The organism is Pedococcus sp. 2YAF34, assembly GCF_052114585.1.
Classification (GTDB): domain Bacteria; phylum Actinomycetota; class Actinomycetes; order Actinomycetales; family Dermatophilaceae; genus Pedococcus.
In genome coordinates this window covers 1-21,954 of record NZ_JBFRFA010000018.1, presented here as the reverse complement: position 1 = coordinate 21,954, position 21,954 = coordinate 1, and the positions used below count along the sequence as shown (strand labels likewise).

Sequence of the window (21,954 nt, the reverse complement as noted above, 5' to 3'; positions counted from 1 at the left end):
GCTCGATGAGCAGCCGGGAGCCCACCCGCGCCACCCCGGACACCAGCTCGGGTGCCGCCCCCGCCGTCGACCCGGCCGTCGACCCGGCCGAGAAGTCCTACCGGGGGATGCGGCTCCGGGGCCGGGTGCTGCTGGTCCTCGCTGCGCACGCGACACTCTTCGCCGCCATCTGGTGGTCGCTGCACCCCCGGGTGGGCGATGGCAACACCGTGCCGGGACGGGTCAACTTCCTGCTCACGGCCGCTGCGACCCTCGTGTTCTGGGCCGTGGTGATGCAGGTGAGCGCCAGGGTGCCGTTCAAGGCCCTGTGCGCCGTGTTCGTGCTCGTGCCGTTTGCGACCTTCCTCGTCCAGTACGCCGGGTTCCGGCTGTGGACCACGGAGGTGGTCCACGCCCGTGGGGAGGTCGTCGTCACCCAGTCGGACCGGCTCTTCAACGGCTCCAGCCGGGTCCGGGTGCGCGACGACCACGGTGTCGAGACGACAGCGTGGTCGACGCTCGGCCGGCGCAACGTGAACGACTACTCGTTCGCGACGATCGCGGTCGGCGACCGATACCTGCTGACCACCGACCCCACCGGGCTGCAGGTGCCGATGATCCAGCCGCTCGGCTACGACCCGGCCGACCACCGCGACGACGCCTGGCGCTGGTCCGCCCTCGCGGCACTGCCGGTGCTGGTCACCGAGGCCGCCTGCGTCTCGGCCCTGACGCGGCGCCGCAGCCAGCTCGAGGCCATGGACGACAAGCCGACCCGGCGCCGTCGCGCCTGAGCCGGCCGCCGGACCTGTCGCTGCGGGCGGCCGGTCAGTCGAGGGTCGGGAGTGGGCGGGCCTGGATCCGGGCCACCTGCTCGCGGATCTCCCGCAGGTGGGCCTGCGCGGCGCCGTACGCGACCTGCAGGTCCTGCGCCGAGTCGTCGGTGCTGTCGAGCTGCTCGCGCTGGTAGGCGGCGATGGCGTCCGTGTGCTCCGCCGCGGTGCGGCGCAGGTTCTGCGCGGCGGTCGAGTCGTCGGCGCCGAGGGCGACCGCGCCCGGCGAGGTCTCCCCGAGGTCGATGCGACGCTGGATCTTCTGCCAGTCCGGACCCAGCTCCCCTGCCCGGGCCTTCTTGGCCCGCTCCTCGTCGCTGTCCTCCGCCTTGCTGAGGTAGTCCTGGTGCTCCTTGATCGCCTCGCGGGTCTCCTTCTGGATGTCGTCGGAGATGCTCTGGATCTCACCGAGCATGGCCCTGACCTCGGCGATCATGCGGTCTGCTTCGCTCATCTGCTCACACCCCGAACTGGTTCCTGGCCGCGCCGTCCATGTGCGTGGCGTTGATGGCGGCGGCGCTGCCCGCGATGGTGGCGAGCGCGACCTTGATGGCGTGCATGATGTTGATGACGGCGTAGATCGCGTCGACGGCCTTCTCGATGGCGTCGAGCACCTTGCGCAGCAGCGTGATCGCGCGGTCGAACTTCGACCAGAAGCTGCGGATGTGGATGGCGATGTCGGCAGCCCCGACGAGCCAGCCCACGACCGGCACGGAGGCCTCCACCACGAGTCGTTCCAGGATGTCGCTGAGGAACGAGATGAGCGTCGCGATGCCGAGGGCCGCCGACTTGGCCACCTCGATGAGGCTGCCGGTGAGCTCGCCGATGAGGTCGCAGCCCTCGGAGTAGGTCGAGTAGTTCTTGCCCAGCGAGACCATCTGGGTCCTGAACGCGTCGGCCGCCTCGCCCTCCCAGACGTCGAGGGTGTTGGTGCTGAGCGCGGTGAAGTTCTCGCCGACGCCGGTGCACATCTTGCCGGCGATGCCCCACCCGGTCTGGGCCTTGCCCATCAGGCCCCAGTCACCGCACAGCGGCTTGACCAGCTCGTAGACCGGGTCGACGTCGAACGCGGACCGGCAGAACCCGAGCAGGTGCCCGATCAGGAAGCCGCAGCTGGACTCGAACTCCTCGACGAAGTCGTCACCCGTCGGCACGGTCGGCGTGCACATCAACGACGACGGGTCGACCTTCTCGACGACGCTCACCACGTGCCTCCCTTGTCCTTGGTGGCCCACTTGATGGCGCCGTCGTTCTTGGGTCCGGCCTCTGCCTGGCGCACGGCCGTCTGCTGGTCCTCGATGTCGTGGAGCCGGTCCCAGGTGTCGTGCAGGCCCTCACCCTCACCGACCACCGCCCCCGGCAGCTGCAGCACCTTCGTCGCGGTGTTGAACCGGCCGGCGTCCTTGTCGGTCATGGCTCCGCCGGCGGGACTGCGCGAGCCGCGGTCGTCCTCGCGCCCCGGGACGTGGTCGCGGGACCAGTCCTGGCCGTTCTCGTAGGCCTCGCGCTGGCGGCGCCGCAGCTCGTTGCCCCGCTCCGTCGGCGTCATGCCGTCCATCCCGTGGCTCCAGTCGTTGAAACGCTGCGTGATCTTGCGCTGGATCCAGTACTTGGGGTCGGTCATGTCGGACAGGTCGTGGTCGCGGTCCTTGACCTTCCAGAGGTTCTTGACGTTGCTGTGCAACGGCTGGGTCACCTTGTCGCCGAGACCCACCCAGTCCTTGAACTGCTTCATGAAGTCGAACGGGCCACTGCTCTTGCCACCCGCCCCCGGGCCGCCGATCGGCGCCCCGGGCTGCACGGTGCCCCCGCGAGGGGCCTCGTACGGCGCGTTGATGCCCTGCTTCGCGGCGATGCGCTCGTAGGCGGCCTGGTCCCGGGCCACGAACGTGCTGCGCGTGGCCGCCGTCTTCTCCGAGCAGACCCCGGCGATGGTCGCGCCGTTGGACATGCCCTGCGTGCCGGCGTCGTACGCCCCCCGGTAGTGGCCCTCGAGCAGCCCGAGCACGCCGGTGAAGGCGCCCTGCGCCCCGCAGTTGGCGCGGACGAACTGCCCGACCCCCTGCATGTGGGTCTGCTGCCTGTCGAAGACCTGCCCGATGAGGTCCATCTGGGCGATCTCGACCTTGATCCTCGGTGCCATGCCTCTCCCCCTGTCGTGACGGCGCTGTCTCCAGCCCGGGTCCAGCGTGTTGTCCAGGCCGGTGTCCAGGCCGGTGTCCAGCCCGGTGTCCAGCCCGGTGCTGCGAGCCCTACTCCCAGACGGAGTCGCTAGCCTCGGCCTCGTCGTACCAGTTCTCCTGGTCCTCGTGGGTGAGGAACTCGCGGTCCTGCTTCTCCTCCTCCGAGGAGCCGCCACGGCCCGCCGACCCACCTGAGCCGACGGCGCCGCCCCGGCCGCCGCGCCCGGAGGCACCGGCGCCCGAGCCACGGCCACCCGCGCCGGAGCCCTGGCCCCCGCCGACGACCGAGGAGCCTGCGCGGCCGCCCTGCGCGCCGTCGAGCTTGGGCACGCCGTACTTGCCCGATCCCGAGGCACCCGTCAGGGACGAGGAGCCACGGCCACCGGCACCGGAGGCGCCACCACCACCGGCGGGGACCATGCCACCGCCACGGCCACCGGCTCCGCCGCCGGCGACACCAGCCCCGCCGCCCGAACCGCCGGGCACGGCCGAGGTGCCACCGAGGCCGCCGAGCGCGCCGCGTGCGGCACCGCCCGCAGCCCGCGTGGCCGAGGACAGTCCGCCCACACCACCGCGCAGGGCGCCGCCCACGCCGGCACCGCCGGCGACCATGCCGAGGCCGCCCACCGTGCCCGCGAGGCCGGAGCTGCCGCCGACGCCGCCCTGGCCGCCGAGGCCGCTGGCCGAGGTGGTGCCGTTGACGCCACCGGACGGGACAGAGCCCGTCACCGTGCCGTCGACGCTCGTGGAGAAGTCGTAGTCGACGGTGCCGTTGCTCCCCGTCGTGCCGTCGTCGGGGATGATCTGCGGCAGCGTCGGGTCCTGCGCAACGGGCTGGTAGCCGGTGCAGGTGACGGTCGGCGAGAAGCCCGTGGTGCCGATGGTCGGGACGGGACCGCTGTTGCTGCCGGAGTACCCGGTGCCGGACGTGCCACCGCCCGAGGGGATGCCGCCACCCCCACCACCAGTGCCCCCGCCGCCCCCGCTCGGGGGCAGGGCCGTCTGGTCGCGGTTGTAGTCGTCCTTGGCGTCGACGGGCAGCGCCTGCGTGGCGACGGCCATGTCCACCTTGAGCTTCTGGAGGGCCTTCTCGGCGGCCGCCTCGCGAGCAGCCTCCTGGCCGGCGACCGCGGCGTCGTAGGCGTCCTGGTCGAAGGTCTTGCCGATGGGCCCGGAACCGTCGAGCCCCTCCTGCCGCACGAAGGCCTGGCGGTCCGGGGAGGTGTCGACCGACTCCACCTGGGTGGCCAGGGCGGTCTGCGCCGTCTGGACCGCGGTGTTGGCCGACGTCAGGGCGGTGTTGACCTCCCGCAGGGCCTTGGCGTGGTCCTTGAGGTTGGTCACCAGGGTGTCCATGGCCGCGTAGGCAGCCGAAGCCCCCTCGCCCTCCCAGTCCACCGAGAGGTCGTTCTTCGTCGTCTTGATGCTGTCGACCAGGCGGTCGATGTCGTCGGCTGCCAGGTCCCACTCCTTCGCCTGGGCCTCGATGTTGCCTGCCGCCTGGTTGATCTTCCTGAGCTCGGACTCCTTGGCGCCCATCAGCTTCCCTCCCCTGTTGTGGTCGCCGGACTCGTCCCGGCACCCCTGCGACTGACTGCTAGTGCGCCACCTGCGGCGGCGATGACGACCACGGCGACCAGGGCCCACACCCATGCGGGAAGCCCTGAACCCTGCCCGGAACCCTGCCCGGAACCCTGCGGTGCCGACTGCCCCGGTGCTGCGGCGACGGTGCTCGGCGTCGCCGTGCTGGTGGCGGAGGGCGAGCTCGTCGTCGTGGCCGTGCCCTTGTCGACGCCCAGTGCACCCGCGGCGACCTCCGCGGCGGTCGGGCCGATCGGGTGGTCGGCGCGCAGCAGCGGGTTGGTGTCCGGGTAGGTGGTCGGGTCGACGCCCACGAGGTCCGCCGGGTCGAAGATGCCCCACCCGAAGCCGGTCTTCGAGGCGTCCTGGATGGTCGGGAACCCCGAGCCGACCCGGCGGTAGGCATAGATCCAGCCCTTGGTCCCGTTGGTGCTCGTCCCCTGGCGCATCCCCGGGTGGCGCAGCGCCGCCTGGAGGACCTGGTTCGCGGTCGCGCGGGGGTACTTGGACCAGTACGCGGCCAGGCCGCCGGCGACGAGCGGCGCGGCGTACGAGGTGCCGTCCACGAGCGCTCCCTGACCGACCCAGGTGCCACCCCGGTGGAGACCGACGACGAGCCCCATGCCGGGGGCGCAGAACGCGATGCCGTACGCGTGGTCGTTGGCGCCGCGGGGATCGAGCTGACCGCGCCGGTCGCAGCCGTTGACGGCGACCACGCCGTTGTAGCCGGCCGGGTAGCTGAGGGACCCGTCACCGGTGGCGGCGACGACGATGGCGCCGGCGTGCTGCGCCATCAGCACCGCCTGCTTGGTGTCGTCGTCGGTGCCGCTGCCGCCGAAGCTCAGGTTGACGACCTTCGCGCCGTCCTCGAGCGCCTGCTTCATCGCCGGGAGGATCGCCTCCGTGGCGTCCTCGTCGACGGAGAGCTGGCACCGGTTGGGGTCCCCGACCCCCAGGCTGTAGTGGCGCAGGGTGGCCTTCGGCGCGATACCCCGCACACCGGCGGTGCCGCCCGAGGAGGCACCGGTCCCGACGATCACCTGGGCGATCTGGGTGGCGTGGTCGGCGTCCGCGCTCGCACCGGTGGCCTTCTGCTTGCAGGGGGTGTCGATGGAGGCGACCCGCCCCCTGATGTCTGCGGCGTTCGGGTCGATCGTGCCGTCGAGCACCGCGACGGTGACGCCCTGCCCGGTGGCGCCGGCCTTCGACAGGTCGTCGAACCCCATCGCGGCGGGCCACCACGGGGTCGGGTTGGCCGCCTGCGCGGTGGGAGGCGCCGCCACCGACCCCGGCGGCGCCACCAGCGGCGCGACGAGCAGGCCGAGGCCCAGGGTCGCCGCCAGGGCGGGCCGCACGATCCGGCGGGTGGGTGTCACGGGTGGTGCCTCCTGGTCGTGGCGTCGGTCAGCGTGAGGCCTGGAAGGACTTGTCGCCCTCAGGAGCAGGCGGCGGTCCACCGGGGTTGACGAGGTTGTCGCCGCTGGTGTCGGTGCTGGCCGGCGGGACGCTGTTGTCGGTGCCGTCGGCACCCGCGCCGCTGGGCGTGGTGGGGGCCTGGTTGGCCTTCTTCGTCGCCTGGGCCTGCAGCCGCTCGGCGTCCCGCGCCTCCTGGCTCTCGTTGGCCTTGGTGTTGCGGTCGGTGCTGTGCAGGGCGGGCTCGGCGTTCGGCTGGGCGAGGGCGGCGAAGACCTCACCGGCCTGGTTGTCCTTGTCCTCGAGGTGCTTGGCCACCTGCAGGAGCTTGGCCTGGTAGTCCTTCACGTCCTGCTCGATGCCCTTGAGCGTCTCCTCGTAGATCTTCTTCGCCGCGGCGTAGACGGAGCCGAACTCCTTGCAGGACGGGATGTCCGAGAACGACGAGGCGTCCAGGGTCGTCCCCACGACCTTGCTGCGGCTGGTGGTCGCCTTGTCGGTCCACACGGCCCCACGGTTGTGCGCCAGCGTGCGGATGATCTCGAAGTCGGCCTTGAGCTTGCCGTTCGTGAAGCGGTACCCCTGCACCTGCTGCCGGTCCTCGTCAGGCAGTGCCATGTCGTCTCTCCCCCTGCTCGTGTCCTGCGGGCCCCCTGTGGCCCGCGGGCAAGTCTCGTGGTGCGTGCCGTCGGTGTCGCGTCGGGCCAGTGGCCGCGGCACGTGCCGGAGCCCGCGTGCATGCGGGCTCCGGCACGACCGTGGCGACTGGACCTACTGGAAGAGGCCGGCGGACTTCTTGTCGCCGTCCCGGTAGTCCTCGTTGCTCGTCTCGACGGCCTGGCCGATCTCCGCCAGCACGAGCTTCATGTCCGTGATGGCCTGGGTCCACTTCTGCTTGGCCTGGGTGTAGGCCTCCTTCGCAGAACCGTCCCACTCGCTCTTCAGCGGCGAGAGCGCCTGGTCCATGTCGTTGAGCTTGTTCTCGATCTTGCTCGCGCCCTGGGCGATGTCGCCGGCAGCGGCGCTGAGCCCTCCGTGGTCAACCAGCATGGCTCACATACCCCCGTACTTGTTCTTCATGGCCGACGCGGCGTTCTCGTCGCGCTCGGTGAAGGTGCTCTGCGTCTGGCGCAGGTTCTCCTCGAACGTGGACAGCGCAGCGATGATCTTGTGCGAGTCCTCCTTCCAGCGGGTGAAGGTCGCCTGGAACGACGAGGCGCCCTGGCCCTTCCACTGGTTCTGCAGACCCTGCAGACGCCCTTCGAGGGACTTCAGCTCACCATCGAGCTGACCCCTGTAGTCGCTGACGATTCCGGCGCCTTTATTGAGTACGCCATCTCCAGCAGCAAGCATGGTGCCTCCCAACTTCCACTTGTGGCCCCCCGTCGGGGCACGCTTTTCCCACTCGTGACCTCATGGGATCGGACCTGGAAAGAACGTCCCCCCGAGGTCCGATTTGAGAGACTAGCAACGTTTGGGATGGCGCAACATGGGGAGAACTCCCCCCCTATGCTGCGTGTCGGCCCCCACCGGGGCCTTCGAGACATTTCGTCACCGGGAGGGGCCTGTGACCGTGAGCACTGGCAGCACTGGCAGCAGCACCGCTTCGCTCATCCGCCTGTCGGTCACGGCGGGGACGCGACGCGCCGACCTCGGCCTGCCCGGCGGCATACCCGTCGCCGAGCTCGTGCCCGAGCTGGCCCGTGAGCTGGGCCAGCTCGACCCCGCCACCGCGAGCCGCGGCTTCCGGCTGGTGCGCCACGACGGCATACCCGTGGAGCCGGACCGCAGCCTCGCGGCCCAGGGCATCGAGGACGGCTTCGTCCTCGCCCTCGAGCCGGCCGGCGACCCGGTCGAGCTCAAGGTCTACGACGACGTCGTGGAGGCCGTGGCCGACCTGGTCGAGTCCTCCTTCGCCCCGTGGACGCCGGAGAACAGCGCCCGTACCGCGCTCGGTGCCTCCGTCGCGCTGTTCGCGGCGGGGGCCGTGGCGCTGTTCACCGCTCGGACGACCGGCCTGCTCGTCGTCGGCGTCGCCGGCGCGGTCGCCGTGCTCCTCGTCGTGGCCGCGGCGGTCCTCTCGCACGCCCGCCGCCAGCCGATGTCCGGCGCCGCGCTGGCCATCACCGCCTGCGTGTACGCCGCGGTGGCCGGTTTCGCCGTCCCCGCCGACGGCACCGTGTGGGCCAGGCCGCTGCTGTTCGCGGGGGCGACGACGACCCTGGTCGGCGCCCTGGGGCTCGCGGTGGTGCGCGAGCACCGGCCGGCCGTCGCCGTCGGCCCCATCACCGGTCTGGTGATGGCCGTGTCGGGGGCCCTCGTCGCCTTCGCGGACCTGCCCGTCGGCGGCGTCGCGGCGTTCGTCTTCGCAGTAGCCGTGATCGCCGGCAACCTCTTCCCGTGGTTCTCGGTGTCCTCGAGCCGGCTCACGACCAACCCGCCCCGGACCGAGTCCGAGATCTTCGCCGACGCCCCGGCGGTCGACAGCCGCTCGGTGCGACGCCAGGTGGTGGCCGGCCACGACCTGCTGCTCGGCCTCTCGGTGTCAGCCGGGCTGGTCGCCCTGCTGGCTGCACCGTTCGTCGCCGCGACGGGGTGGGTCGGCACGGTCCTCGGGGCGGTGGGCTTCAGCGCGGTTCTGCTGCGCACGCGGCACAGCCGGACCCGGGCCACGGTCCTCATCGCCATGGTGGTCGGGATCCTCGGCCTCGCCGTCGTCGGCGTGAGCGCGGCCCTGACCCACCCCGACTGGCGTCCGCTCATGGGCGTGGCCCTGGCCGCGGCAGCAGCCGTGGTGGTGGGACTCGCCCTCATCGCTCCGCGCGCCAGGGTGCGCCTCGGCCGGGTGGCCGACGCCGTCGACGGGGTGTGCCTCGTGGCCGTCCTGCCGCTGGCGGCGATGGCCGCGCAGGTGTTCTGAGACAGGCGGTCACCGGCACCGAAACCCGACTCTTGGGGTTTATGTGCCACTCCATGGCAATTCCCCTAGAATCGCTCGCGGCTCGCCAGGGGGCGGCCAGGGGTAGGCCAGTCCACGCACGACATGTCCAGGGGGACCCACGTGAACACCACTCGGCGCACGCTTGCGCTCGTTGCTTCTGTCCTTGCCGGTTCCGGCCTCGTGCTCGTCGGCCAGCAGTCGGCCCAGGCTGACGTCACCGCCAGGCCGTGCGTGACGACGACCATCGCTCCGGCCGCTGCGCTCGCCACGGCGACGGCAGCGCCGTCCGCGGCGGCCGACGCCGCCTCGCTCGAGGGAGCTGCGGCCGTCGCAGCCGCCGGGGCCACGACCGAGGGCAGCGCCGACGCCGCGGCCACGCCCGCTGCCTGCTCGTCGCCGGCCGCCACGGCAGAGGCGACCACCGAGGACGGTCCCGGCGACAACCCGCTGTGCAACCTGCTCGGCCACCGCGCCTGCGTCGACCTGCCCACGGAGATCCCGGACCCGCCGTCGGAGACGGAGTCCCCGACGTCCACCGCCAGCGTCCCCACCGATGACCCGAGCACCGACCCCACGGAACCACCTGCACCCCCCACCAGCAGCGTGCCGACCGTCACCGACCCAGGTCAGGGCGGCGGCAACGGCGGGGGTAATGGCAACGGTGGTGGCAACTCCGGCGGCAACAACGGTGGCAACGGCAACGGCAACCACGGCGGTGGCACCGGCAACTCCGGTGGCGGCACCACCGGCAGCGCTCCCACCGGCACCCTCGGCACCGGCCCGGTCGCCGTCGAGGGCAACATCGGCAGCCGCGACAACTGCGGTGCGCTCGAGTGCGCCAACCAGGACTACTCCGACCTCGTGGCCGCCCGTACGCAGCAGAACGCTGCGGTCCCGTCGGCTGCGGCCGTGGCCCGCCCGGCCCTCGCGCGGACCGGCTCCCCCGTCTCGACCCTGACGACGTACGCGGGCGGCCTGCTGGTCGCCGGGGCCCTCCTGCTCGGCGCCCGCCGGCGGGTGGCACCGGGGTACACGCGCCGCCACTGAGCGGCTCCCGCGCCCACCGACCCATCGGTGCCCGCCGCCTCGGCGGGTCGCCTCGACCCCGCGCCCGCAGACACCCCTAGGGTGGCCCGGGTCGGACCAACCAGTGCGAAAGGCAGGAACCGGGCGTGGCCACGAAGAAGGATCTGGTCGAGGCCCAGGCCTTCAGCCGGCGAAGGCTGACCACCGCCTTCGTCGCCGGCGCCCCGGGCGGGCGTGAGGTCGAGCCGCAACGGCCGCTGCGGGCCATCGTCGGCGGCATCGCGGTGACCGTCCTGGTCGCGGTCGCCGGACTGGTGACCGGGGCACTCAAGCCAGCGCTGCCCAACGGCTGGGACGACAACCACCTCGTCATCGCGAAGAAGAGCGGCGCACGGTACGTCGCCATCAAGAAGACGCTGTACCCCGTCATCAACACCACCAGCGCCCGCCTGCTCATCGCGGCCGGCTCGTTCGAGGTCGTCACCGTGGACGACGACAAGATCGCCACGACCCCCCGGGGTGCGGCCATCGGCATCCTCGGGGCCCCGGACTCGCTCACGCCCCCGACCCGGCTGACGCGCAGCGGGTGGGTGTCGTGCCTGGCGCAGGACGGGGCGACCCGGACCGTCGTCGACCCGGGCGCGAAGAGCACGCCGGCCACCGACTCCGCGACCGTGGTCACCACGGCGGGCGGTGTCTTCGTGGTCACCGGCCGGTCCCGGCTCCCGGTCGCGGCGGGCTCGACGGCCTCGGTGCTCCGTCAGCTGCGCCTCGACGCCTCGACCCCCATCCCGGCCCCGGCCAGCTGGACGAGCCTGTTCCCGCAGGGCCCCACACTCGGACCGCTGACGATCCCCGACGCGGGCAAGGCCCTCCCCGGCCTCCCGCCCGGAGCCGTCGTCGGCTCCGTGCTCGCGGTCAAGGGCAGCGGTGACACTCCGCGCCGCTACGTCGTGCTCCAGTCGGGCGAGCTGGCACTGCTCTCGCCGTTCGCCTACGCGCTCTACCAGATCGGCTCCGGGCAGAAGCTCGGCGCGGACCTGCAGGTCACCCCCGCCGAGATCGCCGCGCTGAAGACCACCGACCGCTCCATCGTCCCGTCGCAGTGGCCCGAGCAGCTGCCGCAGGCCCTCGACGCCGCCCCCTGCGCCACGCTGACCTCGGGGCCCAACACGCTCCCGCAGACGGCGCTCAGCACCGCGCCGAAGGTCGAGCCCGGAGACGGACGCGTCACCGAGGTGGCAGCCGGGTCCGGTGCGCTGGTCCGTGCCATCGGCGACAACATCATCAACCGCGGGCCGGTGCTGGTCGTCGACCAGACCGCCACCGCCTACACCGTCGAGGGCGGCGACGACGTCCTCGGCCGGCTCGGCTACTCCGCCAAGGACGTCGTGCCCGTGCCGCAGCCGTGGGTCGACCTCTTCCGGTCCGGTCCCACCCTCAGCGTGTCCGCGGCCCAGGGCGCCATCTCCACCGGCACCCAATGACGCGCGCGACCCCTCGCCCACGGCTCGCACGGGCAGTCGCGAGCGGCCTCGCCTCCGCGCTGCTGGCCGCGGCCGGGCTGGCCGTGGCCACCGCCAGCCCGGCCGCCGCCGCGGAGTGCACCGACGAGAAGGCCGTCTACGTCAAGGAGGAGCCGCCGGCCCTGCAGCGCCTCAACGCGCGGTACGCCTGGACGCTCGCGACCGGCAAGGGCGTGACGGTCGCCGTCGTCGACTCGGGTGTGGACGCCCGCAACGCCCACTTCAAGGGGGCGCTCGTGCCCGGCAAGTCCCTCGTCCCCGGCCTCAAGCCCACCACCGACGCGGTCGGCCACGGCACGGCCATCGCGGGCCAGATCGCCGCCCGGCTCGTCAAGGGCTCGGGCGTGATCGGCCTGGCACCGGAGTCGAAGGTCATGCCCGTCCAGGTCTTCTACGCCGACGACGAGCGGAGCCGCCAGCAGGGTGTGGGTCCGCGTCCCGACCGCATCGCGGCAGGCATCCGCTACGCCGCGGACCACGGCGCCAAGGTCATCAACGTCTCGATGAGCACCCCCACGAGCAACGACGCCCTGCGCTCGAGCGTCGAGTACGCCACGCGCAAGGGCTCTCTGGTCGTCGCCTCGGCCGGCAACCGCAACGTGTCCGAGAACAAGAGCGACGGGCCGCGCTACCCCGCTGCATACCCTCAGGCAGTGGCGGTCGCCGCGGTGGACCGCGGCGACTTCGTGGGGCAGGGGTCGATCCACGGGCCCCACGTCGACGTCGCGGCCCCGGGGACGAGCATCCTGACCACCTTCAAGGGCGCCGGTGACTGCGTCCTGGAGGAAGAGGAGGAGTCGACCAGCTTCGCGACCGCGTACGCCAGCGCCGCGGCGGCCCTGCTGGCCCAGCGCTTCCCCACCGAGGGCCCGGCGGGCTGGAAGCACCGCCTCGAGGCGACCGCGTCGCGCGACCAGCGCGACCGCCGCGACGACTCGGCCGGCTGGGGACTCATCCAGCCGTACGAGGCCCTGACCGCCCTCACCGACGGCACCGTGAGCGGACCCGTGGCCCCCGGGGTGACCCGCCCGCCCGTGGTCGCCACCCCGAAGCCGGCCATCGACCTGCGCGCCGTCCCCGACCCGCACGCCCCCGAGCGCACCGCCGCCCTGTGGTGGTCTCTGCTCGGGGTGAGCGCCCTGATCGCGCTGGCGCTCGGGGGCGCCCTGCGGCCCGGCCGCCGGCGCCGCACCGCCTGACACGACCGTCGCCCCCTGACCACCGGTTGGTCAGCGCACGAACCGGGATGGGAAGATCACGCCATGACCGACGCACCCACCACGCCTCGCGCTGCCACCATCCCCGACAAGCCCTCCATCGACGGGCTCGAGGACACGTGGTCGCAGGTATGGCGCGAGCAGGGCACCTACGAGTTCGACCGGGCGTCCGCCCACGAGCGCGGGCGCGGAGCGGTCTTCTCTGTCGACACCCCTCCCCCGACCGCGTCCGGTTCGCTGCACATGGGGCACGTGTTCTCCTACACGCACACTGACTGCATGGCCCGCTACAAGCGGATGGCCGGCTTCGAGGTCTTCTACCCGATCGGCTGGGACGACAACGGCCTGCCCACCGAGAAGCGCGTGCAGAACTACTACGGCGTCCGCGGCGACGCGACCCTCCCCTACGTCGAGGGTTTCGAGCCCCCGCACCGCGGTGACGCCAAGAGCCTCAAGGCGGCCGACGCCCAGCCCATCTCGCGGCAGAACTTCATCGAGCTGTGCGACGAGCTGACGGTCAAGGACGAGGAGGCGTTCGAGAGCCTGTTCCGCCGTATGGGCTTCAGCCTCGACTGGGACATCTCCTACCGCACCATCGACGACCACTCGCGGGCCACGGCCCAGCAGGCCTTCCTGCGCAACCTCGCCCGCGGCGAGGCCTACCAGTCCGAGGCACCGGGGCTGTGGGACGTCACCTTCCAGACGGCCGTGGCCCAGGCCGAGCTCGAGGCCCGCGACTACCCGGGCGCCTACCACCGCGTCGCGTTCCACGGCGCCGACGGCCCCATCCACATCGAGACCACGCGCCCCGAGCTCATCCCGTCCGTGGTGGCGCTCATCGCCCACCCCGACGACGAGCGGTACGCCGCCCTGTTCGGGACCACGGTCACCTCGCCCCTGTTCGGGGTGGAGGTCCCGGTGGTCGCGCACCACGCGGCCGAGCCCGACAAGGGCGCCGGCATCGCGATGTGCTGCACCTTCGGCGACCTCACCGACGTCATGTGGTGGCGCGAGCTGCAGCTGCCGACACGCTCGATCATCACCCGGTCAGGACGCATTCAGGCCGACGTCCCGGAGTGGGTCGCCGCAGGCCCGGGCGCGGCGCTGTTCGCCGAGCAGGTCGCGGGCAGGACGACGTTCGGCGCCCGTGAGGCCATCGTCGCCGCCCTGCGCGAGTCCGGCGACCTCGACGGCGAGCCGAAGGCGACCCAGCGCAAGGCGAACTTCTACGAGCGCGGTGAGAAGCCCTTGGAGATCGTGACGTCGCGCCAGTGGTACATCCGCAACGGCGGCCGCGACCGCGAGCTCAACGCCGAGCTCATCGAGCGGGGGCGGGAGGTCGACTTCCACCCGGCCTTCATGCGCGCCCGCTACGAGAACTGGGTCAGCGGCCTCAACGGTGACTGGCTCGTCTCGCGGCAGCGCTTCTTCGGCGTCCCGATCCCCGTGTGGTTCCCGCTCGACGACGCCGGCGACCCCCTGTACGACAAGCCCCTCGTGCCCTCGGAGGACGAGCTGCCGGTCGACCCCGCCGCGCAGGCGCCCTCGGGCTATGACGAGTCACAGCGCGGCGAGCCCGGCGGGTTCGTCGGCGACCCCGACATCATGGACACCTGGGCCACCTCCTCCCTGACGCCCCAGATCGCGGGCCGCTGGCGCGACGACCCCGAGCTGTTCGCCGACGTCTTCCCGATGGACGTCCGGCCGCAGGCGCACGACATCATCCGCACCTGGCTGTTCTCCACGGTGGTTCGCTCGCACCTCGAGTTCGGGTCGGTGCCGTGGCGGCACGCGGCTCTCTCCGGCTGGATCCTCGACCCCGACCGCAAGAAGATGAGCAAGTCCAAGGGCAACGTCGTCACGCCCGAGGACGTGGTCAAGGAGCACAGCGCCGACGCGGTGCGCTACTGGGCGGCGAGCGGCCGCCTCGGCGCCGACGCGGCCTACGACACCGGGCAGATGAAGGTCGGCCGCCGCCTGGCCATCAAGGTCCTCAACGCGAGCAAGTTCGCGCTCAGCTTTGGCGAAGCCGAACCCGCCGTCACGGACGGCGGTGAGGTCGAGGGCAACCTGTCGGCCGCGGTGACCAACCCCCTGGACGTCGCCATGCTCGCCGAGCTGCGTGACGTCGTGGCCAAGGCGACCGCGGGGTTCGAGGCGTGGGACCACACCCGCGCGCTCGAGACCACCGAGACGTTCTTCTGGACCTTCTGCGACGACTACCTCGAGCTGGTCAAGGACCGTGCCTACGGCGGCCAGGGCGAGGAGGCCGCCGCGTCCGCGCGGGCGGCGCTGCGCATCGCCCTCGACGTGGTGCTGCGGCTGCTCGCTCCGTTCCTGCCCTACGTCACCGAGGAGGTCTGGTCCTGGTGGCACGAGGGCTCCGTGCACCGCAGCGCCTGGCCGACGGTCGAGGAGCTCACCGCGGGTGAGGGCGGCGACGCCGCCGTCCTCGGCGCGGTCGGCGAGGCCCTCGCCGGGGTCCGCAAGGCCAAGTCGGAGGCCAAGGTCGGCATGCGCGCCGAGGTCGCCTCGCTCGTGCTCGCCGGTCCCGGGCAGTGGGTCGCGCGCGTGAAGCAGGCGGAGGCCGACCTGCGCGCCGCGGGTCGCATCACTGCGACCCCGACCTATGCCGAGGCCGAGACCCCCGAGGTCCGCGACGCCGAGCTGATCCCGGTGGAGAAGCCGAAGGCCTGAACGCGGCGCAGCCCGTCCGGCTGCACCGTGATCCATGGGACGTCCCAGCCCGCGATGCCCAGCTCGTGGCCGGCGAACCGCCCCTCGTCGAGCAGGGTGACCTGGCCACTGGCGGGGTCGTAGACGTCGAGCACGCGGTCGCCGTCACCGGGCAGGACGAGGGTGACGTGGCGCGGCAGCGTGGCGCTGCCGATGTAGAGCAGGGCGGGCTCGCCGTCGGCGACCACGTCGACCAGGGTGCGGTGCGCCGCCCTCAGGGCTGCGGCACGCATCGGTCGGACCACGCGCAGCTCGTAGGTCGTGCCCCTGCGGGCGGCGCCGTACTCGAGCTCGGTCCTCGCACCCCACGGTGGCGTGCCGAGGGCACGCGGCCAGGGCAGGTTGAGCCGGCCGCCCGCCCCCCGCAGCCCGTTGGTCCGCGCCATCACCACCCGTTCGTAGGCAGCGAAGCGCGCCTGCTCGGTGGCGCCGGCCGGGGCGTCGCCCCGCGGCCCCTCCCCCGTGGTGATCCACCGCGCGAAGGCGGGGTTGACCAGCATCCGGGCCACCGTGAGGCAGGCGGAGCCACAGGTGACCGGGCTCTGCTGGACGGGCCCGGTGTCACCGACGCGCAACCGGAAACCCGAGGCCATGGCCCCATCCTCGCCGGTCGCGGCACACGGCGTCCAGCATCAGGGCGTCCAGCATCAGGGCGTCGCGACCGCCGCCTCCCGCCGGCCCGCCCGCGCGAGCAGGTGGGCCGGCGGCGAGGCCGACCAGGACACCGCCGGGGGCTCCCCGAACCTGGCCGGGCGGTCGGCGTCGGTGATGTGGTCGCGCGCCCAGGGCCACAGGTCGAGCGCCAGCACCGCGGGGATCGGCAGGTCCGCGCCCACGGACCGGCCCACGTCCCAGCCGTGCAGGGTGATCTCCAGGGCGCCGACGCCGCCGAGGACCTCCCGCGCGAGCCATGCCTGCCCGAGCGCGACCGGACCGTCCTGCGCGGGCACCCACTGCGCGACGAGGCTGCACGCCCGCTGGCGCACCCTGCCGAGGAGCTCCGCAGCCTCGCCGTCGCCGGCCACCGGCACCAGGCTCAACCGGGTGGCACCGGCCGCCTCGCCCAGGGCGGCGAGCGAGTCGTCCATGTGCACCAGCAGGTCGCGCAGGGACCACTGCGCGCACGGGGTGGGGCGGTCGAGGTCGGCCTCGCCCACGCGGGCCAGGCAGATCCGGGCGTAACCCACCGCCCGGTCGAGCAGCTCGATGGTCCGCGGGACCGTGGCCGGGGCCCCGGGCAGGGTCACGGCGCCCCGGCGCCGACGACGTGGTCCGCAGGGAGCGAGGCCGGGAGGCCGAAGGTGGCGAACAGCTCTGCGTCGAAGAACGCCGCCACGTGCTCCACCTTGCCGCCCCGCAGCGTGAGCACCTGGAGGTGGAACGGCGCGAACGTGCCGTCGGGCTGGCGCATGTAGAGCCCGTAGGCGGGCTGCCCGTTGGCGGTCGTGGCGACCATGGGCATGTCGTGCACGCCGCCGGGGCACTGGGTGTCGATGAGCCGGCCGATGTCCTGCGCACCGGAGTACCACCCGGTGTACGGCGGCATCTCCCAGACGGCGTCGGCGGTCAGCATGCCGACGATGGCCTGGATGTCCTTCTCCCAGAACGCCTTCACGTACCGCTCGAGCATCGCCTCCTTGTCCGGGTCCAAGGTCGTCTCGAGCGTGTCCTGGCTGACGTCGGCCTTCGCGAGCTGGGCGTGGGCCCGCTGCAGGGCGCTGTTGACCGCGACCTCGGTCGTGTCGAGTGCCTGCGCCACCTCCGAGGCCCTCCACCGCAGCACGTCGCGCAGGATGAGCACGGCCCGCTGGCGCGCCGGCAGGTGCTGTAGGGCCGCCACGAACGCCAGGCGGATGCTCTCGCGCTCGGCGACGATGGTCGCCGGGTCACTGGACTCGCCGACCACCAGCGGGTCGGGCACCGGCTCGAGCCACGTGACCTCGCTCGACTGGGCGAGCTGGTCGCCGGGGCTGCTCGCGGGGGCACCCAGCCCGGTGGGCAGCGGCCTCCGGTCCTTGCCCTCCAGCGCCGTGAGGCAGACGTTCGTCGCGATGCGGTAGAGCCAGGTGCGCACCGACGACCGCCCCTCGAACCCCTCGAACGAGCGCCAGGCGCGCAGGTAGGTCTCCTGCACCAGGTCCTCGGCGTCGTGGATCGAGCCGGTCATCCGGTAGCAGTGCGCGGTGAGCTCGCGCCGGTAGCCGTCGGTCAGCTCGGGGAACGCAGCCTGGGCCGGGCGCTCCTTCGTGACGACGTCGGTGTCGCAGCGCTGGGTCATCGCATCCTCCTGGTCGGTCCCCCCTGCGCGAGCCGCAGCGCCGGGCTGGTGCTGCGGTCCCACCCTAGGCACAGGAGGACCACACGAGGACAGACTCCGACCTGCGCGGAAACTCATCGGCGGCTCGCTGACCAGCCGGAAGATAACGAAATGTCACCCATTCGCTGACCTCCCTGCAGGTGCGGCCGGAGGTTGCCTAGGGTCGGTGACCATGACGCGACGGGACGGGCTGCTCCTGGCCGGCGGCGGGGCGACCCTGCTGCTGGCTGCCTGGGTCTCCGCCTCCGGGCCGGTCGCGATCTTCGCCCGCCGGGACCTGTCCGGCTACGAGGCGCCGGCGCCCGGCGAGGACTACGGCACCACGCAGGCGGCGCGAGGCGAGGCCGAGAAGCTGTCCTCGGGCATGCCCGGGCAGGACCAGCCGCTGTTCGTCACGCTCATGACGTGGGCCTTCAAGGTCGCGCTCGCCCTGGTGGTCCTGGCCGTTCTCGTGGCGGCGGCGCGCGCCGTGCGTGAGTGGTGGCAGACCCGGGAGGAGCCTGACGACGGCGTGCCGCCCGGCAGCATCCTCCCCGAGGCGGTCCTGCGCGGCGCCGAGGAGGGCGAGGAGCTGCTGGCCACCGGCACCCCGGCCAACGCCGTGGTCGCCGCCTGGGTGGCCCTGGAGTCGGCCGTCCGCTCGGTCGGCATCCGCGACGACGCCTCCCTGACCTCCGCCGAGCTGGTCACCACGGTGCTGCGCTCCTACTCCGTGGAGCGGGCTCCCCTCGACACCCTTGCTGCCCTGTACCGCGAGGCGCGCTTCTCCACCCACCCGGTGGGCGAGGACATGCGTGAGCGGGCCCGGGAGGCACTGCAGCAGGTGCAGTCCGACCTGCGGCGGGTCCACCGCAGCGGCACCAGCGCTCCCGTCACCACGGGCCACCCCGGTCGGCGCGGATGAGGAGGAACCTCGCCGGTCTCGGCGCCGTACGGGTGCTCCTGCTCGCCCTCGCCGCAGTCCTGCTCGTCGGGGCGGTCACGGTCAGCGTCCCCGTGCTCTCCAGCGCCGGGCTCCTCGTGGCCTGCGTGGCCCTGGTCGCCGCACTCGGCGTCCTCGTCCAGGGGCTGTGGCAGTCGCGGGGCCACACCGACTGGTCTCACACCTTCGCCGCCCCCGCCCAGCCGCGAGGGGTCGACACCCGCATCACGCGGCTGGCGGGCGACGTGCGAGCGGCCGCGGCAGGCGACGCCGACGCGGGCCGCCGCCTGCACGCCGCGGTCTCGATGCTGGCCGTCGACCACCTCCGGCTGCGCCGCGGGCTGTCCCTGGCCGACGAGCCGGAGGCGGCAGGCGCCGCGCTCGGACCCGACCTCACCGCATACCTCACCCAGCCCCCGCCGAGCCGGTTGCCCGGCGACCGGCTCGCGGCGTTCACCACCACCCTGGAGGAGCTCTAGTGACGCAGTCCCCGACCCCGACCACCACGTTGACGCTTGAGCAGGTCTCGGCCCGCGCGGCCGACATCCTGGCCGAGGTCGAGCGCGCCGTCGTCGGCAAGCGGCGCAGCCTCGAGATCGTCCTGGCCGGTGTGCTGGCGGGCGGCCACGTGCTCATGGAGGACTTCCCGGGGCTGGGCAAGACGCTCGCGGCACGCTCCTTCGCCCAGGCCCTCGGGCTGGACTTCGCCCGGGCGCAGTTCACCCCCGACCTGCTGCCGAGCGACCTGACGGGCTCGTTCCTCTACGACCAGCGCACCCACGAGTTCACCTTCCGCCACGGCCCGCTGTTCACCGGGCTGCTGCTCGCCGACGAGATCAACCGCACGCCCCCCAAGACGCAGTCCGCCCTCCTCGAGGCGATGCAGGAGGGCCAGGTCACGGTCGAGGGCGAGACGTTCCGGCTGCCCCGCCCCTTCCACGTCCTCGCCACGGCCAACCCCGTCGAGTACGAGGGCACCTACCCCCTCCCCGAGGCCCAGCTCGACCGCTTCCTGATGCGCGTCAGCTTCGGCTACCCCACCGCCCGCGAGGAGTGGGACGTCCTGTCGCGCCGCATGGAGCGCCGCCAGGAGGCCCAGGAGGTCTCGCGCGTCACCGATGCCGCGGGGCTCATGGAGATGCAGCAGGCCGTCGAGACCGTGACCGTCGACGAGGGTGTCGGCCAGTACTGCGTGAAGCTGGCCGCGGCGACCCGCACGCACCAGAACCTGCTCATGGGCGCCTCGCCGCGCGGCTCGCTGGCGCTGCTGCTCACGTCGCGGGCGTATGCCGTGCTGCGCGGCCGCGACTACGTCACCCCCGAGGACGTCAAGGCCGTGGCGCACGCCTGCCTCGACCACCGCGTGACCGTCCGCCCCGAGCTGTGGATGAACGACGTGTCGGCGGCCAGCGTGGTCGACAGCGTGCTGTCGTCGGTGCCGACGCCCGCACCCGTCGGCGCCTCGGCCCGGACCGGCTTCGAGCGCCCGTGAGCGGAGCCCCCGCCGTGGGCGCCGCGGGCGGCGCGGAGGCCGCGGGCCTGCGGGTGTCCGGGCGGTGGCGGGCGACCCCCGCCCACGTCCGGGCCCTCGGCCTGGGCGTCCTGCTCGTCGCCCTCGGCGTCGTACTGCGGCGCCCCGACGCCTTGGTGCTCGGCGCACCCCTGCTCGTGGTCGCCCTGTGGTCCAGCGTCCACCGACCCACGGCCGACCCCGAGCTGCGCGTCCGCACCACCGCGCCGCTGCTGCGTGAGGGACAGGCCACCGCCTGGCGGGCGACCCTCGAGCCCACCGCCCAGGTCGAGGAGGCAGGACTGACACTCCTGCCGACACCGCACACCGCGTACGACCCCGGCTCCCGCTCCGTGGCCGCCGCGGTCGACCCGCACGGCACCGAACCCACCGTCCTGTCGGTCACCTGTCGCAGCACCCGGTGGGGACACCGCACGCTCGGGCCGGCCACCCTGGCCCTGAGCAGCGCCCTCGGCGGCTTCCGCTGGGAGCCCGAACCGATCTCCCTCCCGGCCGTCCCGACCGTGCCGCTCCCCGACACGTTCACGGCCCGGGTGGCCGTGCCGCACCCCGACGGCCTCGTCGGCCAGAACCGCTCCCACCACCCCGGTGACGGAGGGGAGCTCGACCAGATCCGGCCGTTCCGGTTCGGTGACCGGCTGCGCCGCGTCCACTGGCCCGTCTCCGCCCGCACCGGGCAGCTGCACGTCACCGCGACGCACGCCGACCAGGACAGCGAGATCCTCCTGCTCGTCGACGCCATGCACGACATCGGGCGCAGCGAGGGCGTGGACGGCTCCGGCAGCAGCCTCGACAACGCGGTGCGCGCTGCCGGCGCCGTGGCCGAGCACTACCTGCGGGCCGGCGACCGGGTCGGCCTCATCGTCCTCGGCGCCCGTGACCTGCCTCCCGTGACCGCCGCCGCCGGGCCCAACCACCTGCGCCGGCTGCTGGACGCCCTGGCCCGCACCAGGGTCGCCGACGGCACGGTCAGCGACGAGAAGCGCCTGCGGGCGCAGCTGCGGCACCACGTCTCGGCCGGCACCCTGGCGGTCATCCTCACGCCCGCCGTGTCCCCCGACGTGCTGGCCCACGCGGTGGGGCTGTCCCGGCGGGGCATCTCGGTGGTCACCGTCGACACCCTCCCCGCCGAGCTCGCCTCGCCCGACCTTCCCGCAGAGCGCCTCGCCGACATCGCCGCGACAGCCGCAGAGCACCCGGACGAGACCCGGCTGGCGTGGCGGATCCGGCTGCTCGAGCGCTCACGCGAGATGGCCCGGGCCCGGGAGGCCGGCGTCCCCATCGTGCCGTGGGCCGGTCCGGGCACCCTCGACCTGGTGCTGCGTGACCTCGGTCGCCGCTCCCGCGCTCCCCGGGTGGTGAGCCGGTGAACGCCGCCACCGCACCACGCCGTCCCTCGACCAACCGCCTCGCCTCGGCCCTGTCGCTGTCTCGGTCGCAGGCCGCCGTCCGCGCACTGCTCGTCGTGGCGTCCTTCGCCCTCGTCGTCCTGACCCTGGTCGCCGCGCCGCACGCGCTCATCGTGGCCGCCGTGGCGCTCGTACCGCTCACCCTGTGGGCCGCGTGGCGCCCGGAGTCGCCGTGGGCGACCGTGCTCGTCGTGGGCCACGTCCTGCACTGGGTGGCCACCGTGCCCGTGCCGGCCGGCGCCGGTGCCTGGTTGCGGCTGCTCGGCGCGGCGTGGCTGCTGCTTGTCGTCCACCTGGCCGCCGCGCTGACGGCGAGCCTGCCGCCCGGCGCACCGCTCCCCCG

22 protein-coding genes are annotated in these 21,954 nt (G+C 73.2%); 11 read left to right on the top strand and 11 right to left on the bottom strand.

The genetic code is table 11. The features are described from left to right. Nucleotides 1-5: 5 nt before the first annotated feature. The gene (locus tag AB4Z02_RS11225) at nucleotides 6-770 is read left to right on the top strand and encodes a hypothetical protein (RefSeq protein ID WP_441971021.1); all 765 of its coding nucleotides are present in this window, start codon (nucleotides 6-8) and stop codon (nucleotides 768-770) included. A gap of 34 nt (nucleotides 771-804) precedes the next feature. On the opposite strand, the gene AB4Z02_RS11220 is transcribed toward AB4Z02_RS11225, so the two are convergent. The 8 genes from AB4Z02_RS11220 to AB4Z02_RS11185 all read right to left on the bottom strand — a co-directional run bounded on the left by AB4Z02_RS11220 (nucleotide 805) and on the right by AB4Z02_RS11185 (nucleotide 7,339). Beyond that, entirely contained in the window at nucleotides 805-1,263 is a 459-nt protein-coding gene (locus AB4Z02_RS11220; protein WP_441971019.1) for a hypothetical protein, read from the bottom strand. Between the two features lie 4 nt (nucleotides 1,264-1,267). Beyond that, nucleotides 1,268-2,014, bottom strand: a complete 747-nt coding sequence (locus AB4Z02_RS11215) for a hypothetical protein (RefSeq protein ID WP_156400041.1) — start codon at nucleotides 2,012-2,014, stop codon at nucleotides 1,268-1,270. Continuing rightward, the gene (locus AB4Z02_RS11210; protein ID WP_441971017.1) at nucleotides 2,011-2,952 is read right to left on the bottom strand and encodes a hypothetical protein; all 942 of its coding nucleotides are present in this window, start codon (nucleotides 2,950-2,952) and stop codon (nucleotides 2,011-2,013) included. The genes AB4Z02_RS11215 and AB4Z02_RS11210 overlap by 4 nt, the downstream gene beginning before the upstream one ends. Nucleotides 2,953-3,061: 109 nt before the next feature. Continuing rightward, nucleotides 3,062-4,531 carry a WXG100 family type VII secretion target gene (locus AB4Z02_RS11205; protein ID WP_441971015.1) on the bottom strand — a complete coding sequence of 490 codons (1,470 nt, stop codon included), beginning with the start codon at nucleotides 4,529-4,531 and terminating at the stop codon, nucleotides 3,062-3,064. Beyond that, nucleotides 4,531-5,949 (bottom strand): S8 family peptidase, encoded by a 1,419-nt coding sequence (locus AB4Z02_RS11200; RefSeq protein ID WP_441971013.1) that lies wholly within the window; start codon nucleotides 5,947-5,949, stop codon nucleotides 4,531-4,533. The genes AB4Z02_RS11205 and AB4Z02_RS11200 overlap by 1 nt, the downstream gene beginning before the upstream one ends. A gap of 28 nt (nucleotides 5,950-5,977) precedes the next feature. Then, nucleotides 5,978-6,604: a hypothetical protein gene (locus AB4Z02_RS11195; protein ID WP_441971012.1), complete on the bottom strand. Its 627-nt coding sequence runs from the start codon at nucleotides 6,602-6,604 to the stop codon at nucleotides 5,978-5,980. Nucleotides 6,605-6,757: 153 nt separating this feature from the next. Further along, complete coding sequence (locus tag AB4Z02_RS11190; RefSeq protein ID WP_156400042.1) at nucleotides 6,758-7,036, bottom strand: WXG100 family type VII secretion target; 279 nt, start codon at nucleotides 7,034-7,036, stop codon at nucleotides 6,758-6,760. Between the two features lie 3 nt (nucleotides 7,037-7,039). Then, entirely contained in the window at nucleotides 7,040-7,339 is a 300-nt protein-coding gene (locus AB4Z02_RS11185; protein WP_156400043.1) for a WXG100 family type VII secretion target, read from the bottom strand. 220 nt (nucleotides 7,340-7,559) lie between these two features. Here AB4Z02_RS11185 and eccD point away from each other — a divergent pair, with 220 nt between their 5' ends. The 5 genes from eccD to valS all read left to right on the top strand — a co-directional run bounded on the left by eccD (nucleotide 7,560) and on the right by valS (nucleotide 15,393). Next, a complete protein-coding gene (gene eccD / locus AB4Z02_RS11180) occupies nucleotides 7,560-8,906 on the top strand; it encodes a type VII secretion integral membrane protein EccD (protein WP_441971009.1) in 1,347 nt (448 codons plus the stop codon). A 141-nt stretch (nucleotides 8,907-9,047) separates the two neighbouring features. Next, a complete protein-coding gene (locus AB4Z02_RS11175; RefSeq protein WP_441971007.1) occupies nucleotides 9,048-9,974 on the top strand; it encodes a hypothetical protein in 927 nt (308 codons plus the stop codon). Nucleotides 9,975-10,099: 125 nt separating this feature from the next. After that, nucleotides 10,100-11,440: a type VII secretion protein EccB gene (gene eccB, locus AB4Z02_RS11170; RefSeq protein ID WP_056884740.1), complete on the top strand. Its 1,341-nt coding sequence runs from the start codon at nucleotides 10,100-10,102 to the stop codon at nucleotides 11,438-11,440. Further along, on the top strand, nucleotides 11,437-12,678 hold the full coding sequence (locus AB4Z02_RS11165; RefSeq protein ID WP_441971005.1) for a S8 family serine peptidase: 1,242 nt from the start codon (nucleotides 11,437-11,439) through the stop codon (nucleotides 12,676-12,678). Before eccB ends, AB4Z02_RS11165 begins: the two co-directional genes overlap by 4 nt. Before the next feature lie 63 nt (nucleotides 12,679-12,741). Beyond that, nucleotides 12,742-15,393 (top strand): valine--tRNA ligase, encoded by a 2,652-nt coding sequence (gene valS, locus AB4Z02_RS11160; RefSeq protein WP_441971003.1) that lies wholly within the window; start codon nucleotides 12,742-12,744, stop codon nucleotides 15,391-15,393. Here the strand turns inward: valS and AB4Z02_RS11155 are convergent. The 3 genes from AB4Z02_RS11155 to AB4Z02_RS11145 are packed head-to-tail and all read right to left on the bottom strand — an operon-like array spanning nucleotide 15,324 to nucleotide 17,710. Beyond that, nucleotides 15,324-16,025: a hypothetical protein gene (locus AB4Z02_RS11155; protein WP_441971001.1), complete on the bottom strand. Its 702-nt coding sequence runs from the start codon at nucleotides 16,023-16,025 to the stop codon at nucleotides 15,324-15,326. The two genes, valS and AB4Z02_RS11155, sit on opposite strands and share 70 nt — an antisense overlap. 54 nt (nucleotides 16,026-16,079) lie before the next feature. Further along, entirely contained in the window at nucleotides 16,080-16,679 is a 600-nt protein-coding gene (locus AB4Z02_RS11150) for a maleylpyruvate isomerase N-terminal domain-containing protein (RefSeq protein WP_441971000.1), read from the bottom strand. Next, nucleotides 16,676-17,710 (bottom strand): sigma-70 family RNA polymerase sigma factor, encoded by a 1,035-nt coding sequence (locus tag AB4Z02_RS11145; protein WP_441970998.1) that lies wholly within the window; start codon nucleotides 17,708-17,710, stop codon nucleotides 16,676-16,678. Before AB4Z02_RS11145 ends, AB4Z02_RS11150 begins: the two co-directional genes overlap by 4 nt. Nucleotides 17,711-17,921: 211 nt before the next feature. Here AB4Z02_RS11145 and AB4Z02_RS11140 point away from each other — a divergent pair, with 211 nt between their 5' ends. The 5 genes from AB4Z02_RS11140 to AB4Z02_RS11120 form a co-directional block, all read left to right on the top strand. Next, on the top strand, nucleotides 17,922-18,653 hold the full coding sequence (locus AB4Z02_RS11140) for a DUF4129 domain-containing protein (RefSeq protein WP_441970996.1): 732 nt from the start codon (nucleotides 17,922-17,924) through the stop codon (nucleotides 18,651-18,653). Then, entirely contained in the window at nucleotides 18,650-19,150 is a 501-nt protein-coding gene (locus AB4Z02_RS11135) for a hypothetical protein (RefSeq protein ID WP_441970994.1), read from the top strand. The genes AB4Z02_RS11140 and AB4Z02_RS11135 overlap by 4 nt, the downstream gene beginning before the upstream one ends. Beyond that, nucleotides 19,150-20,163 (top strand): AAA family ATPase, encoded by a 1,014-nt coding sequence (locus AB4Z02_RS11130; protein WP_441970992.1) that lies wholly within the window; start codon nucleotides 19,150-19,152, stop codon nucleotides 20,161-20,163. The genes AB4Z02_RS11135 and AB4Z02_RS11130 overlap by 1 nt, the downstream gene beginning before the upstream one ends. Next, nucleotides 20,160-21,572, top strand: coding sequence for a DUF58 domain-containing protein (locus AB4Z02_RS11125; protein ID WP_441970990.1), 1,413 nt, complete (start codon nucleotides 20,160-20,162; stop codon nucleotides 21,570-21,572). Before AB4Z02_RS11130 ends, AB4Z02_RS11125 begins: the two co-directional genes overlap by 4 nt. Further along, nucleotides 21,569-21,954 (top strand): hypothetical protein (locus AB4Z02_RS11120; RefSeq protein ID WP_441970988.1); only part of this gene is annotated, 386 nt, incomplete at its 3' end. The genes AB4Z02_RS11125 and AB4Z02_RS11120, both read left to right, overlap by 4 nt.

Excerpts from the sequence above, each read along its gene's own strand:
- AB4Z02_RS11225 (WP_441971021.1), top strand. The coding sequence starts at position 6 with ATGAGCAGCCGGGAGCCCACCCGCGCCACCCCGGACACCAGCTCGGGT.
- AB4Z02_RS11220 (WP_441971019.1), bottom strand. The coding sequence starts at position 1,263 with ATGAGCGAAGCAGACCGCATGATCGCCGAGGTCAGGGCCATGCTCGGT.
- AB4Z02_RS11210 (WP_441971017.1), bottom strand. The coding sequence starts at position 2,952 with ATGGCACCGAGGATCAAGGTCGAGATCGCCCAGATGGACCTCATCGGG.
- AB4Z02_RS11205 (WP_441971015.1), bottom strand. The coding sequence starts at position 4,531 with ATGGGCGCCAAGGAGTCCGAGCTCAGGAAGATCAACCAGGCGGCAGGC.
- AB4Z02_RS11195 (WP_441971012.1), bottom strand. The coding sequence starts at position 6,604 with ATGGCACTGCCTGACGAGGACCGGCAGCAGGTGCAGGGGTACCGCTTC.
- AB4Z02_RS11190 (WP_156400042.1), bottom strand. The coding sequence starts at position 7,036 with ATGCTGGTTGACCACGGAGGGCTCAGCGCCGCTGCCGGCGACATCGCC.
- AB4Z02_RS11185 (WP_156400043.1), bottom strand. The coding sequence starts at position 7,339 with ATGCTTGCTGCTGGAGATGGCGTACTCAATAAAGGCGCCGGAATCGTC.
- AB4Z02_RS11165 (WP_441971005.1), top strand. The coding sequence starts at position 11,437 with ATGACGCGCGCGACCCCTCGCCCACGGCTCGCACGGGCAGTCGCGAGC.
- valS (WP_441971003.1), top strand. The coding sequence starts at position 12,742 with ATGACCGACGCACCCACCACGCCTCGCGCTGCCACCATCCCCGACAAG.
- AB4Z02_RS11155 (WP_441971001.1), bottom strand. The coding sequence starts at position 16,025 with ATGGCCTCGGGTTTCCGGTTGCGCGTCGGTGACACCGGGCCCGTCCAG.
- AB4Z02_RS11145 (WP_441970998.1), bottom strand. The coding sequence starts at position 17,710 with ATGACCCAGCGCTGCGACACCGACGTCGTCACGAAGGAGCGCCCGGCC.
- AB4Z02_RS11140 (WP_441970996.1), top strand. The coding sequence starts at position 17,922 with ATGACGCGACGGGACGGGCTGCTCCTGGCCGGCGGCGGGGCGACCCTG.
- AB4Z02_RS11135 (WP_441970994.1), top strand. The coding sequence starts at position 18,650 with ATGAGGAGGAACCTCGCCGGTCTCGGCGCCGTACGGGTGCTCCTGCTC.